Origin of the sequence: Rothia terrae, assembly GCF_012396615.1 — a bacterium.
Classification (GTDB): domain Bacteria; phylum Actinomycetota; class Actinomycetes; order Actinomycetales; family Micrococcaceae; genus Rothia; species Rothia terrae.
Window position 1 is genome coordinate 55,888 of sequence record NZ_JAAXPV010000015.1, and the last position, 15,775, is coordinate 71,662.

Here is a 15,775-nt window from a genome sequence, read left to right on the forward strand (position 1 = left end):
TCACCGACTTTCACCGTTGAGTACGCTTATTATTCTTTTTCCATTGTAAGTTGTCAGTATCTTGCACAGCGAGTTCTTGGTGTCTGAGCTTCCCCAGTATTTTCATGACTTCTCGGGCTGAGTGGCCCGTCACTGAACAAAGCTCTTCAATGGTCATGGTGCGACGTACTGGCAGTGCGTCCCAAATGATTTTTTCACCTTCGCTCAGCGTGTCTGTAATGTGTCCCTGATTTTCTAGTTCAAAAGCAGTAGTTTGCTGAAGAGCAGTATCTGTGCCCACAAAATTTTGAACCAGCTGATCTGCGTTGGTTAGTACAGTAGCCAGATTATCGCTGAGCAACCGGTGGCAACCTTCTGAATTGGGGCTAAAAATTGAGCCGGGAACAGCATAGACATCTCGACCAATTTCCATCGCGTGATGGGCGGTGTTGAGCGCACCGGAGCGCCATCTGGCTTCGACAATGACAGTAGCTCGGGCGAGACCTGCGATGAGCCGGTTACGTTGCAAAAACCGCCACCGGGTGGGATTTTGTCCAAGCGATACTTCAGAGAAAATCAACCCGTTGTCGATGACCCGCTTCAGCAGGATTTCGTTGTGTTTAGGGTAGAGAGTATCTATTCCTCCTGCCATGAGGGCGATGGTGGGCAGCTCTGATGTTCCATTTGCCAGCGCAGACTGGTGTGCCGCAGCGTCGATACCGAATGCGCCACCGGATATGACTGTCAGCCCTTGGGTTGCTAGGTCCCCGGCTATATGCTGTGTTGCCGTTGTTCCGTAGGCACTGATGTCGCGCGACCCCACCACGGCTACAGAACGGGATTCTTTGTAGCTTTTCAGTCGTTCTCTCTCGCCCCTGCCCCACAGTGCATAGGGAGCACTGTAGCCAAAGTCGTTTACGCCAGCTGGCCAATCGGGATCTTCGGGGATGCACACCCATGCACCGATTTTTGACGCGAAATCCATTTCATATTCTGGGGTAGCAACAGCGGCGCGTTTACCCCATCGTGAGATTTTTTGTTGCAGTGATTCTAGGAAAGCATCTTTGTCTGATGTGATGCTCTCAGCAATCGCCTCTTTGAGGTGTTTATCGTTTAAGGTAGCTGATCCACGAAGTAGCGCAGCAGGTAAGCACGGGCCAAAATTCTCAGTCAGATGCTGAATAGTTGGGTCCTCTGGGTCTGCGCAGCGCATCAGCGTTATTCGCGCTAGTCGTTTGTCATCAAACGATTGGTGCTCTGATGTGAGTAAGAATGAAGGATTGCTCATAGTGGTTCTTTCGTCTTTTGGTTTCACCAGCTTCCCAGCTGTTTACTGGGCGCTTGTCGCCATGTGCCTGAAGTACAGTGCTAAGTCAAGGTGATCACTCGTAGGCGAGGTAGCACCTTCTAAATCAGCGATCGTCCATGCTGTTCGCAGTACGCGGTCGTAGCCTCGGGCTGTTAGTTTTCCTTGATCCATCGAGGCAGAAAGCTCCCGGGTGAGCTTAGAATCTAGTTTGAGTGGGCCTCTGAGAACTTTCCCGTTGGTATCAGCATTTGTCAGTAATCCAAATGGTTTCAATCGTTCTTGTTGCGCAGCTCGGGCTTGCTTTACTCTCTCTTTGATAGATCTACTTGGTTCGTTGTTATTAGAAGTTGCAAGCTCTACGGATGAAACCTTAGGGACTGTAATTTGCAAATCGATGCGATCAAGAAGTGGGCCTGAAAGCTTGCCGAAATAAGCACGTCGTTCTCTTGATGAACAAGTACAGTGCAACCCGCGTCCGGTGTTCAGACCGCAGGGGCAAGGGTTGCAGGCGAGCACCAGCTGAAAGCGCGCCGGATACTTGGCTTGTGCGGCTGCTCTGTCCAGGACGATTTCTCCGCTTTCTAGAGGCTGACGCAGTGCATCTAACACCGTTCTTTTGAACTCCGGGGCTTCATCTAAAAAGAGAACGCCGCGGTGAGCTTTTGAGACACTTCCCGGGCGTGGGATGCCGGTGCCTCCGCCCAAAATAGCGGGGGCCGAAGCACTGTGGTGAGGAGCCTCAAAAGGAGGTATGCGAATCAGTTCTTTGTACTGTCCTCCGCCGGAGGAGAGGGAATGAATAGCTGTTACTTCCATCGCGCTGTGGTCATCGAGTTCCGGCAGAATTCCGGTTAGCCGTTCGGCCAGCATCGTTTTACCTGAGCCGGGAGGACCGTTGAGCAGCAGATGGTGACCACCAGCCGCAGCGATTTCTAGAGCGAGGCGTCCTTCGCTTTGGCCAGCAACGTCTGCCATATCGGGGGCTAGTTGCAGATTGGGGGCGGAATGGGGTTTAGCTTTTTCTACTGTCTTGGGATATTTCACTGTATGGGCATCTGCACCGAGGGCAACAAAAACTTCAGCTAAACAGCTAAATCCGCTGATGGATGCGCCGCTGACCAATTGAGCTTCTTCAACGTTTTCTGCAGGTACGACCACCGACTCAAAACCAGCATCAACGGCAGCTTTTACAGCGGGCAGGATTCCAGGAACCGATCGGATAGACCCATCTAACCCTAGCTCACCCAGGTATACGGTCTTTCCACTGTGTTTGATCTCCCCCGCTGCCTGGAGCGCAGCGACCACCATAGCAAGATCAAAAGCTGATCCCTTTTTGGGCAGTGTTGCCGGTGTCAGGTTGACGGTAACTTTATGCTGCGGCAACGGAATCCCAGAGTTTTTGGTCGCTGAGCGGACGCGGTCTTTTGATTCGTTCAAGGCAGCATCCGGTAATCCCAAAAGAACGAAGCCGGGCAACGCATTTGAAATATCGGCTTCTACTTCAACCATGTGACCGGTAATCCCAACCAGCGCAACGGAGTATGTACGGGCAAAACTCATGGTTTACGCCACCGCCTGCAAATGTTCAAACGTGAAATTCTCAGGTGTTCCCGTAATTGCTACAGCATCAATTCTCATACTCAAAAAGTCGGTTGTTTCTTTATGAGTACACCACGAATATGCCAGAAATTTCAGGCGCTTAGCTTTATCTGCTGTGATAGCTTCGAAAGGGTGACCGAAGCTATCGGTTGTTCTGGTCTTGACTTCGACGAACACCAGATTCATCTCAGCATCTAAGGCGACGATATCAATCTCGCCTTTGAAGGTTTCCATGCCCTCGACAGGCTCCGGCCGCCAGTTGCGCTGGATGATACTAAAACCGTGCTGTTGCAAAACGACGGCAGCTAAGTCTTCGCCCCAGCGTCCTACATGGGTGTGAGTTCGCATCACAGTGGTTCCTTTACTTTTACTTGTTCTCTCACCCAAGTTTTATCGCAAAGAATCTCAGCTCAACTCACTTTTTGTAAATCTGTGGATAAAACACCGCTTTAAATGAGTTATCCCTATAAGACGGTGTCCACAGTTGGCGTGTGTCCACAATCTTGATCAATCAGCCAGAAGAAACAAAAAGCCCCTGTCGGTGATGAGACAGGAGCTTTTAAAACTTATGAGGGCGGTGGAAAATCTGGCATATCTGGAATAGTGAGATCTTCTCGCTCACTTTTTTCCTCGACATTGACATCGTTCAGAGAATACACGTGGACGCTTTTGACAAAACGAGATTTGCGGAAAATATCCCATACCCACACATCGTTCATGGTTACATCAAAGTACAGGGAGTCCCCCGCAGTTTTGGGAGTAACCTCTACCTTGTTAGCCAGGTAAAATCGGCGGTCTGTTTCAACGATATAAGAGAAGAGATCTGAGACTTCTTTGTACTCGTTGTACAAAGCCATCTGCGACTCTGTCTCGTAGTTTTCAAGTTCCTCGTTACTCATAACCCTAGTTTCGCTCGGTTAATATGTGCGGTGTGTAATTGTTCAGGGGTAACACCTAAATTCCATGACAGACGGTGAAGTACCGTCGGACCTGATTCATCTAAAGAAGCTCGGTGGACTGAGCTACCGTACCCTTTATTCTTGTTCCACTCGTACTGAGGATATTGGGGGTGAAGCTGATCCATGAGAGTATCGCGTTCAACCTTTGCCACCACAGACGCCGCGGCAATAGATGCGCAGATAAAGTCGCCTTTGATGACGGTCTGAACAGGTAAATCGTAGGGCGAACGGCCTTTCCAAGCATCTGCCAATAATTGCTGATAAAGCTGTTCTTTGTCGTCCAATGCCCCCAGCAAATCAGGTTCAGGTGATGTCAGCCAATCGTGTTTGCCATCCAGCAAAACAAAGTCAGGACGCGCCCCGGCAGCAACTACCTGAGCCATTGCACGCTGAGCTGCCAGACGCAGGGCTAATGTCATTCCTAATACATCAATTTCACCGGGCTGAGTGTGCCCAACTGCGGTTTTCGCCCACTCGCGAATCTGCGGTGCCATGTCTTGACGAACCTTAGCTGATAAAGCTTTGGAATCAATAAGTCCTTCAATAACCAAAGAATGCTCAGCAGAAACCACGGCAACCCCGACGCTAACCGGTCCGGCGAGCGAACCGCGTCCTACTTCATCAATACCGGCAATCTGGGTAAATCCGCGTGCAAAGATCGACTTCTCAGTCTCTAGCGTCGCACCCGAAACTTGTTTTGGCATTACTGGCCCGCAGGTACGTTAGCAAATACGTCGGATGCACCGTGCACAAACTTGAAATGATCAAGAGGCCACGCCACCACAAAAACTTCACCCACAACATCGCTGTCGTTCACAAAAGCGGTGTTCTGTTCAATGTGGTAGCGAGAGTCAGCTGAATTGCTTCGGTTATCACCCATCACAAAGTATGAATTTTCAGGAACGATCACATCGAAAGGAATCTCTGAAGGTGCTACGCCTTCGCGAAGATAAGGTTCATCAATAGCCTGACCATTGACGGTCACCTTGCCATCGGCGTTGCAACATACCACGCGGTCACCGCCCACACCAATGACTCGCTTGACCAAATAATTCTGCGAAGAATCAGGCAACACACCAATGAAAGACAGTGCGTTTCGCACAGGATTCTGCGAAGTTTCAGATTCAGGCATCCAGTTCTGGGTATCTTCAAAAACAATAATGTCACCGCGTTCAGCTTCGCCAAACATAGAACCAGCAACATTCACAAATACGCGGTCGTTAATCTCAAGGGTATTGAGCATAGACCCCGACGGAATGAAGAATCCGCGAATGATGAAAGATTTTAAAACAAACGCAATCAGCAACGCATAAAAAATAATGAGCAGAAACTCTTTGACTTGCTCACCAAAAGTTTGGGGCTTTTTCTGCTTCTTAGAGCCGCTTGCCTCTTCAGGAGTTACGCCACTTGCGGGTGCAGGTTCGTTCAGCGGGTTGTGTGCTGTAGAGGCCATAATCTATGAGTGCTTTCTGTTGGGAAGCGGGTAACGCGTCCATTGTAACCGGGCAAGGTGTGAAATTTACTGAGTATTGGCTTGTGATTCAATGCGTCCAGCACGATTAAGTGGCCAAATAATGCGGGTGGGTTCGCCGATAATCTTTTCGGTTTTAATAAATCCTCCGCCGGGGGCACCGATGAGTGCTCTAGAATCAATTGAAACACTACGGTGGTCGCCCATCACCCAGATGCGTCCCTCTGGCACAGTAACAGTAAAACGATCAGTCGATGCGACATCAGTGCCAAAGATATACGGTTCATCTTGGGGTACACCATTAACTATGAGCTTGCCGTTCGCATCGCAACAGGCAACCGTATCTCCAGCAACACCGATAACGCGCTTGACATATACAGTGTCTGATCCAGCTAGACCAGCCCACTGCCCTGCCTCTTTGAGAGGGTTGCGCAAAAAGGCGTTACCCGGAACATATTTATTAAAAGAGCCGGTGCCATCAAAAACTACGATATCGCCGCGCTCAATATCGCTCGTGTGTCCGGTAGGGTTCACCAGGATGCGGTCACCCGGCTCGAGCGCCGGCTGCATTGAATCCGATGGAATGTAATAGAGATCTACGATGAAAGTTCTGATAACGACCAGAGCTACAAATGCTAAAAGTGCCGCAATAGCAAGCAGGCGCCAACCCCTAACAAAGGGCTGACGCCTGCCTTCTACGGGCTTTGCTTGATCAAAAGCATCGCTCATAGAAACGAAAAATTTAGCTTTCGCGCTTTTCGCGGATGCGAGCTGCCTTACCGTGGCGATCACGCATGTAGTACAGCTTCGCACGGCGTACGTCACCGCGGGTCAACAGTTCGATCTTTTCGATAACGGGTGAGTGAACCGGGAAGGTACGCTCTACGCCAACGCCGAATGAAACCTTGCGGATGGTGAAGGTTTCGCGAACACCTGCGCCCTGACGACCTACAACGTAGCCCTTGAAGACCTGAACACGTGAGCGGTTACCTTCAACGATGTTTACGTGAACGTTGAGGGTGTCGCCGGGTGCGAAGTCAGGAACGTCGTTGCGAAGTGACTTGTTGTCAATGAAGTCAAGAGTCTGCATTGAGTTATCTCCATGGGTTATCTGCCGCAGGTCAAATAGCCCATACATGCGACGGCACAATGTCTGAGTCAAAACGCTAGGTTTTGAAGACTGATGTTGCACCGAAGAGGTTTTCTACTTACCCCCTGTATTTGACAGTGAGGTAAGGCTCTTGCGTGTTGTGGCCGCTCTTCCCCCTACGGCAGGGGCGTACCCACACAAGAACACAATCTAAAATTATGGCACAGCTGTGGAGCTTTAGCCAGAACTTTACTGCTTTGAAACACCCGGTCTTGAATGATGCGTTCATCACGCGCCGGTTAGGTGTGAGCCTTATTGCTTGGTCTCAGCAGGCTGCACCTGAGCCTTACGAGCCGCATCCTCAGCTACTCGGCGTTCATGGGCGATGCGTCGGGCCTCTTTTTCTACCCTGTTGCGCTGTGCCCTCAGCTCGTTGAGAAGCTTTCGATCTTTTTTGTCCCACCCGTCTTCAGGGTAGGTTTCGATCATGTCAAAACGCCGCGCAAAGGTACGCTCAATTTGTTGGTCGCGACGCCAGCGAGCAATAGCAGCGTGATTTCCCGAGAGCAGGACGGCAGGTACTTCCCGCTCTCTCCACACCGAGGGCTTGGTGTACACCGGGTACTCGAGTAACCCACCGGTATGAGATTCTTCGTCTAAGGATTCAGGGTTGCCCATCGCCCCGGGAATCAAACGGGTTACGGCTTCAATCATTGCCATGACGGCAACCTCTCCCCCGTAAAGCACATAGTCGCCCAAAGACACGGGCATCACACGAAAATGATCTTCTGCCCAATTCAGCACGCGTTCATCGATACCCTCATAACGAGCGGGAGCAAAAACAATATGATGTTCTTGCTCTGCTAGTTCATAGGCCTTTGCTTGGTTAAAGACCTTGCCAGCGGGTGAAGGAACAATTAGCAAAGGGCGTGCGTCATGAGGTTCTGCATCCGCAGTAACAGCGGGTTGGTTGGAGAGCGCAGAATTCAAAATGGAGTCTAATGCCAGCCCCCATGGTTCTGCTTTCATGACCATGCCCGCTCCCCCTCCGTAAGGGGTATCATCCACAGTCTTGTGACGGTCGAACGCAAAATCTCGTAGATTGTGCAAGTTCAACTGCACCAACCCAGATTCCTGCGCCTTGCCTAGCAAGGACAGACGCAATGGCTCTAGATACTCCGGAAAGATAGTGACGACATCGTAGCGCACTTAGGCGTCCTCGCCCTCTGAATGCTCAGCCAGTTCAAGCAAGCCTGCCGGCGGGTCAATCAACACGAAACCTTCATCGAGATCAATTTCGGGTACGAGTTCTTCTACCATAGGAATCATGACTTCCTCGCCATTAGGTGCTAGCTCGACTAAAAGAAGGTCTTGAGTAGGCATCGTCTGTAATCCAGTGACCTTGCCTAGGGCCTCTCCACTGGGTAGCTCGCCTTCAGGAACCTCAGAGATGAGGTAAACGGGCAGGTCCACCACATCGTGTTCGTAAAAGCTGGTGTCATCTTCATCAAGGCTGGAGTCAAACTCAAGGTGTGAATTACGCAGAACCTCAGCGTCATTTCGACTCTTCACCTCGTCGAACTTCACCACCAGGATTTTCTTGTTCCAGCGGGAGGACGCAACAGTCAGCTCACCGCTAGGCACCAGCTTTCCTACGGCCGAGCTCGCATCAAAATCTTGGATGCTCAATACCTCGCCGGCCGCAAAACGAGCCTCGGGGTTATCGGTGAACAGCTGGACCGTCACCTCACCACGGATACCGTGGGGCTTGCCAATACGAGCAACCAAAACGTGCACGGAAAATCTCCTTTAAATTCGCGCTATCTACTTTCATCATTGTAGCGTTCGAACATTTTCACGAAAAACGGATAAAGAAAGGGTGGGTTTCGGTGCAATACCGAAACCCACCCTTTATAAAGCTAATCTTGTTAGCGTCGGCGGTCTGTGTCTATGACATCCACGCGTACGTGATCACCGCCGGAGATGGCGTTGATAACGGTGCGTACGCTATTAGCGGTACGTCCCTGACGCCCGATAACGCGACCGAGGTCTTCGGGGTTGACGCGAACCTCAAGGGTTTCACCGCGGCGAGTGCTACGGGCGCGAACCTCTACGTCATCCGGTTTGTCAACGATTCCCCGAACCAAGTGTTCGAGAGCATCTGCCAACATCTTATTCAGCTGCTTCCTCTGAAGCTACTTCTTCAGCAGCCTCTTCTGCGGGAGCTTCCTCAGCCTTAGCTTCTTCCTTAGGAGTGATAGCTTCGGGGAGGATTACTGAACCCTTTTCGGGAACAACAAATTCGGGCTTAGCTTCAACGGGCTTAACAGTGTTTTCTGCCTTTTCACCCTTAGCTGCCTGCAGATCACCGGTCAGCTTGAGCAATGCTGCAACCTGCTCGGTGGGCTGAGCGCCAACGCTGAGCCAGTACTGTGCGCGTTCTGAGTTGATCTCGATGCGTGAAGGGTTCTCGGTCGGGTGGTACAGACCGATTTCTTCGATAGCCTTGCCATCACGCTTGGTGCGTGAGTCAGCTACAACTACGCGGTAGCGAGGATCGCGGATTTTACCAAAACGCTTCAGACGAATTTTAACAGCCACTGTAGTGGACTCTCCTGTTTCATATTAATGGTCGAATTTTTGCCTTACGCTCCCGTGGGGCGGGCCGTTTAACAAAAACTCTGTGGACACAATGAACGCCCGGTGAGAGGGGCCGAGCGCACTGGGTACGCATAGTAGTATGCCAGAGATAAAGGCCTTAATCTAGGTGGGCGCGAAAAACACCCGTGTGAAATAGGCGATTTTTTGATTATCTGCCCAGATGAGGAGAGCCACTGATCGTTTAAAAAATTCATGGGTTTTGAATCATCAGTGACTCTCCGCGCTTTAATCTCAGGTTTACTGGCCGAAGAACTTACGCAAGTACTTTTTCGCGCCGTCTTTTGCTTTGCCCTTTGCTTGGCTTGCTTTACGGTGCGCTTTCGCTCCCCAGGCAGTGGAATCTAATGCTTTTCTAATAGAGTCAGTGGGGGTTTCTCCCGTGACTTCACCGAGATATTTAGTGAGCATCTTGTCATTCGCCCGGTCGTCAGCCGCATCCTGCTCAGCCCTCAGCTTCTGCAAACGGTTGAAAGTACGCGCCACAATCAGCTCGGTTAGTCCAGAACTTGCCAAGGCGGCAGAGGCAAATGAAGTACCTCGTGCTGGATTGCCCTGCGCCCTACGGCGAGCCGCAATAAAGGCAAGGACGCCAGAGGCACCTAATTGTGCCGCTCCGTCAACAGTAAGAATCCAAGGACGATCCATGGCAGCACGTTGCGCTGTTGCCAACGCAGAATCTCCACTCGGGTAGGAGGTCACAGACTCGGCGATAGCTTTCATGGTCGACATATCAGGCGCGAAACTCTTAAAACCTGTAAACGTTGAAATATCAGCCCTACCCTCTGCCACTTTCGCGAGATCATCGGTATGACCTAAAAGTTGCAACACTGATTCCATGCCCAGGTCTGACTCATAGTTCTCCACGTAGTTGCGAAGTCGCTTGGAGGTGGGGTCATCGAGTCCGTACACCCATGTCAAGTTGTCAATCTCATCGTTCATACGCACAAAGTTCAAGGGCTCCGGCAGCATACCTGGAAGCAACCACAAAGTATCCAGCGCAACCGAACGTTGCGGGACGTGGCGGGTCAGTACTTTGGGAACACCCCATACAAGGTCAATCACTACGCCGCTCTCAGTGTCGTCACCTGGTACACCAACGACCTTCTGCATCCAATCACCCCATGTGCCTTCATCATATTCAGGAGCAGCTACAGGTGATGAACTACCGGGGAAAATAAATGACAGGTGATGCGAATTTTCAGTGACGGCGGCAACGACGCAAGGACGCTGCAGGTATGACACCAAGGACAAGACAGAAACCGCATCGCTGGTGACCAGCGTCCACCCGTGATCTGTAGGTGCCGCGTCAATGGGGTTGAGCAACGCAACCTGGGCGATATGCAAAGCAAGCTCGCCCATCTCAATTTCAATAAGTGCCGAAACTTTGGCATCTGCATTTAGGGTCATTTCTTCCCCGATTTCAGTGACGGGTGCAGATACCGTGTATGACTGCTGGTCAGCACAGATGCCCCCGCGCGTGGAAAGCTTCTCTATCAGTTCAGCAGCGAAGAGCTCGAAAGGTGCCCCCTGAGAAAGCTCGCCTTTCTCGTTAACTTCGACAGTCAAAAGCTCCTCATCAGCTTCGGTGCACAGAACGTAGACCTCAACATGGTTCTCATCTGCCTCATAAACCATTAGCTGCGGCATATCGACGCTTGCCAGTAAGAGTTCTTTCACTACATCATCACTGGTCGCCTCAGTAATACGGCGCTCTAATTCCTGGTCAATGCGTTCTTCTTCGGAAAGTTCCGTCTCAGAATCATCAGCTGACGCCACTGTAGGAGGTTCAGACATCTGCTCAGACTGATCGTGCGCTTCTGCAACATCTTGAGCAGTCTGAACTTCTTCGCTGTCGTCATCCAACAAAGCCGCAAGCTCATCTACGTTCTTTGTTTCACACAGCTTTTCAAAAAGTTCAGCAGTCAGATCAACATGATCAAGCTTTTGAATATCAGACTCGCTCGGAAGTCCCTGCACACTTTTCAGCGCGCTAATCATCTGCTGAATCTCCTGACGGATGACATCAGCTGGATTTTGCGTATCTTCTACAACTTCTTCAACTAATTCATAGCCCAGCGGACCAAAGTCCAAACTAATACGCGCCCATGAAGTCTCGAACTGCCCCTGGGGGAAATTGGGGTCAAAGTTACGATCAGACATGTTGTGTGTTCAATTCCTTTTCAAAAGCATCAGCGGTTGTTAGTCAACCTGGTCGGACGCGACCTCTACTACTTCGCCGGTTTCTAAAGCCCGGTAGCAAGCACTGAGACGGTTTGCGAACTCCCGACCAAAATAAGATTCTAATTCTGATTCTGCTACCCACCGGTATTCGGTGAGTTCTTCTTCTTGCAAAGTGATGGTTGCGTGTGAGCCGATGACGCCACCGTCATAGATGTAATAGGTGGAGTCACCCCAGATACCCATCTGCAAGCCGTGGAAAATCAGGAGCACGCGTCCTTCTGGTAGGGTAAGCCCCACTTCTTCTTCGACTTCTCTGAAGCAGCCAGTTTTCGGGGATTCGCCTTCTTCAACTGTGCCGCCGGGAAGAGTCCAACCGTCTTTATAATTGGGCTTCACCGCAAGCATCCTGTTGTGCTCATCTCTGATGAGAGCGGCAGCGGCAAGTCTGCGCGTGGGCAACGTTGCAATGAACTTCACGAGTTCCTCGTGGGATAGATACGAACTCATAACCACTCCTTGCCTCAAAATAGGGGTATTTACCGGCCTTTCGAGCTTCTGCGCTCCCCGATAAAACACTACCTACCCAATGTACCCATACAGGCTCTGAGACACTAGTTAAGACACTCTAAGCTTTCTGAGAGCGCAATCCATGCCGGGCATCAGCTCTTGCACCACAGTGCAACAGTGGCGGTAACTGTTGTCAGTTACCGCCACAGAGACTAGGCAATGCGTTAGCCAGGAACTAGTTGCCCAAGAACTTCTCAAAGCCCTTAGGCAGGTTCATATCGCTCATATCGAAGTCCTGGTTCTGCTGCTGGCCAAAGGAAGCACCGCGAGCGGCCTGAGCCTTCTGCTGTGCAGCCTGCTCCTGCTGAGCACGCTTTGCAGGGTTACCTGAGCCCTTCTTCTTTTTGTTGTTCTTAGAATTCTTCTTCTTAGAACCACCGGCTGCAGCCATACCGGGCATCTGCATGCCACCGGGCATACCGGGCATCTGGCCGTTAGCAAGTTTCTTCATCATCTTCTGAGCCTGCGCAAAACGCTCCATCAGCTGGTTTACCTCAGAAACGGTCACGCCCGAACCGCGTGCAATACGAGCACGACGAGAGCCGTTAATAATCTTGGGCGCAACGCGCTCGTGAGGGGTCATCGAACGAACAATTGCTTCGACGCGATCAATTTCTTTCTCGTCAAACTGTTCAAGCTGCTGACGCATCTGAGCTGCGCCGGGCATCATCATGAGCAGCTTTTTCATGGAGCCCATCTTGCGGATCTGCTGCATCTGAGCCAAGAAGTCTTCGAACGTGAAATCTTCACGATCAGCAAACTTCTGCGCCATGCGGTCGGCTTCAGCCTTATCCCAGGTCTGCTCAGCCTGCTCAATAAGCGACAGAACGTCGCCCATATCAAGGATGCGTGATGCCATACGGTCAGGGTGGAACTGCTCAAAGTCAGTAACGTTCTCACCGGTTGAGGCGAACATGATGGGCTTGCCGGTCACCGACGCGACAGACAGCGCAGCACCGCCGCGAGCATCACCATCGAGCTTTGAGAGGACAACACCGGTGAAGTCGACGCCCTCGTTGAAGGCGTTAGCGGTGTTCACCGCGTCCTGACCAATCATCGCATCGATGACGAAGAGAACCTCGTGAGGGTTGATAGCATCGCGGATGTCGCGTGCCTGCTGCATGAGTTCAGCATCAACACCCAAACGGCCCGCGGTATCAACAATCACGACATCGTGCAGTTTAGCGCGAGCTTCAGCAACGCCATCGCGAGCTACCTGTATAGGATCGCCGGTCACTTCTTCAAATTCGCTGTTAACACCGGGGTGAGGAGCGAAAACCGGGACGCCTGCCCGCGAACCCACTACCTGCAACTGATTCACAGCGTTAGGACGCTGAAGGTCGGACGCCACCAGCATGGGGGTGTGTCCCTGCTTCTTCAGCCAGTGCGAAAGCTTTCCAGCCAAGGTGGTCTTACCGGCACCCTGCAAACCAGCCAGCATGATAATAGTCGGACCGGTCTTCGCCATGTTGATGCGGCGGGTCTGACCACCGAGGATGCTTTGAAGTTCCTCATTAACAATCTTGACGATTTGCTGTGAAGGGTTCAGTGCTTCTGAAACCTCGGCACCGAGCGCGCGCTCCTTGACGTGAGCAGTGAACTCGCGAACAACCGGCACTGCAACGTCAGCATCGAGCAGGGCACGGCGAATTTCGCGTACGGTAGCGTCGATATCCGCTTCTGACAGGCGGCCCTTGCCTCGAAGGTTCTGGAAAGTTGCGGATAACCGGTCTGAGAGTGAATTGAACACGAGTCGTGATCTACTTTCATCGATGGATAGTGGGGTCTACGCCCGCTTGTACATAAGTCAACTTCTAACAATATCGCATGAGCTTGCAGCATGCGAGAAGGGCAAAACGTTGGGGGTACACTCAAGTGCACGCAAGAGTTTGTAAGGCTTTGGCTGAGTATTGAGTGTTGAGCTCAGCAGAAACTGAGTTTACAGTTCAATCTCGAGCAGAATCGGGGTGTGATCCTGGCGGGTACCCGAATCAATCATTTCAGATTTGAGTACTTTATCTGCCACACGGTGTGAGACTAACCAATAGTCGATGCGCCAACCAGTGTTATTAATCTTTGAGGTACGCGAGCGCTGTGCCCACCATGTGTAGGCGCCGGTGACATCTCCGTGAAGGTGTCGGAAGGTATCGGTGAATCCCTGCTCTAGTAGGTAGGTAAACCCGTCGCGTTCTTCAAGAGTGAAGCCTGGTGAACGCACATTTGATTTAGGGTTTGCGAGATCAATTTCGGTGTGCGCCACATTGAAGTCGCCGGTAGCGAGCACCGGCTTATTCTGATCGAGACTGGAGAGGTAAGCCGCGTATTGGCGATCCCACAGCTGGCGATCAGCTAGGCGCTTTAACCCGTCCGATGCGTTGGGTGTGTAAACCTGAGTGACATAGAAATCATCAAATTCGAGGGTGATCATTCGCCCCTCAGAGTCCATGGTGGTCGGGCTTTCAATTTTGGGGTAGGTTACCTCAGGTTGTAACTCTGGCTTGTAGAGGAACATCGTGCCGGCGTAGCCTTTGCGCGCAGGCTCATCAGAGGATACCCATGCGATTTGGTACTGTGGAAAGTAATGCTCGAGAACCTCAAGATGCTTAGCGGTGGGGCCTTTGATGGAAAGTTTGGTTTCTTGGAGTGCGATGACATCGGGGTTGTAGGACGCGATTGTTTCGAGCACCTCACGCGAAAGCAGTGCTCGCGCGGAGTCGCTGGTGAGAGCGGCGTTTAATGAGTCAATATTCCAAGAAATGAGTTTCATGTGAACCATTGTACGGGGTGGTTAGTACAGCAGGTTGGTGCTGTTAGTAACCCCATACTCAAGGGGCTCATGAGATTTTCATGCACCCCTGAGTGAGGTTTAGCGACCCAATGGGCCACGCAGGTTCCTATGCCACGGTTTCGAATGCCACTACAGAATAGGGGCGTCCTTCTCGTTCAAAGCTGCCAATACGCTCAGCACCAAGATGCTCGTGCATGCCAAGTGACTTCTGGTTAGCGTCCTCCACGGAGGCAACGATGTGAGTCTTTTCGTGGTCGCGAGCTACACCTGCAATAAACGCAATCATGTGCTTTGCTAGGCCGCGTCCGCTAAATACGTCGCGAACCGCCAAAGGACCGTATGCAAGCGCCTTGACAGCGTCAATATCTGCACTATCAGCAACCGCCTGAGCAATGCCCTGAACCACGGGAGGGTCTGCAATCTCGGTGGGAACCGGCGAGAAGAAGCAAACACCAATGATGGAATCATCCATCTTGTTATGAGCAACCACCGCTCCGCGCACCGGCGAATCAGCGAGAATCCACTGCTCAATACCTTCTTTACCCATGCGTCCCTGCACGAAGCCTTGGGAGGAGCGCTCTTCTTGGCTGGCATCCACGCGAGCCGCTGCGTGCAGAATATCAACGATATGATTGACGTCTTTTTCTTCTGCGATACGGAAATCAAAGTCTTCTAGTTCGGTAAGTGAAAACATGGGGGTCTTCTTTCTCCATATTGTTTGTGCCTAAACGTTGCGAGAGAACAAAGTGTAGGGACGTCCCTCGAACTCAAATTCTGTGAGGCTGGAGAGGCCAACCCTGCGGTGCACTGCAATGGACGCTGAGTTAGCGTTGTCCACACACGAGATAATACGCGCGTCCGCTCGTTGCTGAGCAATGGGCACCATCCCCTCGAGAAGTTTGCGGGCCAGATCTTTCCCGGACGCGTGATCTGCAACTGCCATCGGCCCGTACATCATGCTGTTATCGAATCTAATGGGGTATCCGGCTTCATCGATTCTGCCGTCTTCTTGAAATCCTTGAAGACTGGACGCTACCCCGGCCAGCGGATGCTTAACCTGGGTATCCGAAGGGGCATCGGAGTAAAAATTCACTCCGACGATTTCTCCGGTTGAGTCATCGACGGCAATGAGCGCGCTGGGGGGGGGGGGGGGGGGGGGGGGGGGGGGGGG

The 15,775-nt window shown here is 51.6% G+C and carries 18 protein-coding genes; all 18 read right to left on the reverse strand.

Annotated features, from left to right (window positions below; all coding sequences use genetic code 11):
- Nucleotides 1–10: 10 nt before the first annotated feature.
- Nucleotides 11–1,267 carry a DNA-processing protein DprA gene (gene dprA, locus HF984_RS08850; protein WP_168615310.1) on the reverse strand — a complete coding sequence of 419 codons (1,257 nt, stop codon included), beginning with the start codon at nt 1,265–1,267 and terminating at the stop codon, nt 11–13.
- 42 nt (nt 1,268–1,309) lie between these two features.
- On the reverse strand, nt 1,310–2,848 hold the full coding sequence (locus tag HF984_RS08855; RefSeq protein ID WP_168615311.1) for a YifB family Mg chelatase-like AAA ATPase: 1,539 nt from the start codon (nt 2,846–2,848) through the stop codon (nt 1,310–1,312).
- Between the two features lie 3 nt (nt 2,849–2,851).
- Nucleotides 2,852–3,235: a YraN family protein gene (locus HF984_RS08860; protein WP_168615330.1), complete on the reverse strand. Its 384-nt coding sequence runs from the start codon at nt 3,233–3,235 to the stop codon at nt 2,852–2,854.
- Nucleotides 3,236–3,453: 218 nt separating this feature from the next.
- A complete protein-coding gene (locus tag HF984_RS08865; protein ID WP_168615312.1) occupies nt 3,454–3,786 on the reverse strand; it encodes a DUF2469 family protein in 333 nt (110 codons plus the stop codon).
- Nucleotides 3,783–4,550, reverse strand: a complete 768-nt coding sequence (locus HF984_RS08870) for a ribonuclease HII (protein ID WP_168615313.1) — start codon at nt 4,548–4,550, stop codon at nt 3,783–3,785. Before HF984_RS08870 ends, HF984_RS08865 begins: the two co-directional genes overlap by 4 nt.
- Nucleotides 4,550–5,299 (reverse strand): signal peptidase I, encoded by a 750-nt coding sequence (lepB, locus tag HF984_RS08875; protein WP_168615314.1) that lies wholly within the window; start codon nt 5,297–5,299, stop codon nt 4,550–4,552. Before lepB (HF984_RS08875) ends, HF984_RS08870 begins: the two co-directional genes overlap by 1 nt.
- Before the next feature lie 66 nt (nt 5,300–5,365).
- Complete coding sequence (gene lepB, locus HF984_RS08880; protein WP_168615315.1) at nt 5,366–6,046, reverse strand: signal peptidase I; 681 nt, start codon at nt 6,044–6,046, stop codon at nt 5,366–5,368.
- 13 nt (nt 6,047–6,059) lie between these two features.
- Nucleotides 6,060–6,407 carry a 50S ribosomal protein L19 gene (gene rplS / locus HF984_RS08885; RefSeq protein WP_168615316.1) on the reverse strand — a complete coding sequence of 116 codons (348 nt, stop codon included), beginning with the start codon at nt 6,405–6,407 and terminating at the stop codon, nt 6,060–6,062.
- Between the two features lie 312 nt (nt 6,408–6,719).
- Entirely contained in the window at nt 6,720–7,616 is an 897-nt protein-coding gene (gene trmD / locus HF984_RS08890; protein WP_168615317.1) for a tRNA (guanosine(37)-N1)-methyltransferase TrmD, read from the reverse strand.
- The gene (rimM, locus tag HF984_RS08895) at nt 7,617–8,204 is read right to left on the reverse strand and encodes a ribosome maturation factor RimM (protein ID WP_168615318.1); all 588 of its coding nucleotides are present in this window, start codon (nt 8,202–8,204) and stop codon (nt 7,617–7,619) included.
- Nucleotides 8,205–8,335: 131 nt separating this feature from the next.
- Nucleotides 8,336–8,578 carry an RNA-binding protein gene (locus tag HF984_RS08900; RefSeq protein WP_168615319.1) on the reverse strand — a complete coding sequence of 81 codons (243 nt, stop codon included), beginning with the start codon at nt 8,576–8,578 and terminating at the stop codon, nt 8,336–8,338.
- A 1-nt stretch (nt 8,579) separates the two neighbouring features.
- Nucleotides 8,580–9,008 carry a 30S ribosomal protein S16 gene (gene rpsP / locus HF984_RS08905; protein ID WP_168615320.1) on the reverse strand — a complete coding sequence of 143 codons (429 nt, stop codon included), beginning with the start codon at nt 9,006–9,008 and terminating at the stop codon, nt 8,580–8,582.
- 297 nt (nt 9,009–9,305) lie between these two features.
- Nucleotides 9,306–11,228 (reverse strand): hypothetical protein, encoded by a 1,923-nt coding sequence (locus HF984_RS08910; protein WP_168615321.1) that lies wholly within the window; start codon nt 11,226–11,228, stop codon nt 9,306–9,308.
- Nucleotides 11,229–11,267: 39 nt separating this feature from the next.
- Entirely contained in the window at nt 11,268–11,756 is a 489-nt protein-coding gene (locus tag HF984_RS08915; protein WP_168615322.1) for an NUDIX domain-containing protein, read from the reverse strand.
- A 235-nt stretch (nt 11,757–11,991) separates the two neighbouring features.
- Nucleotides 11,992–13,566, reverse strand: a complete 1,575-nt coding sequence (gene ffh / locus HF984_RS08920; protein ID WP_168615323.1) for a signal recognition particle protein — start codon at nt 13,564–13,566, stop codon at nt 11,992–11,994.
- Between the two features lie 189 nt (nt 13,567–13,755).
- A complete protein-coding gene (locus HF984_RS08925) occupies nt 13,756–14,583 on the reverse strand; it encodes an exodeoxyribonuclease III (protein ID WP_168615324.1) in 828 nt (275 codons plus the stop codon).
- Between the two features lie 127 nt (nt 14,584–14,710).
- Entirely contained in the window at nt 14,711–15,298 is a 588-nt protein-coding gene (locus HF984_RS08930) for a GNAT family N-acetyltransferase (RefSeq protein WP_168615325.1), read from the reverse strand.
- Nucleotides 15,299–15,328: 30 nt separating this feature from the next.
- The gene (locus HF984_RS11875; RefSeq protein ID WP_168615326.1) at nt 15,329–15,697 is read right to left on the reverse strand and encodes a GNAT family N-acetyltransferase; all 369 of its coding nucleotides are present in this window, start codon (nt 15,695–15,697) and stop codon (nt 15,329–15,331) included.
- Nucleotides 15,698–15,775: the final 78 nt, after the last annotated feature.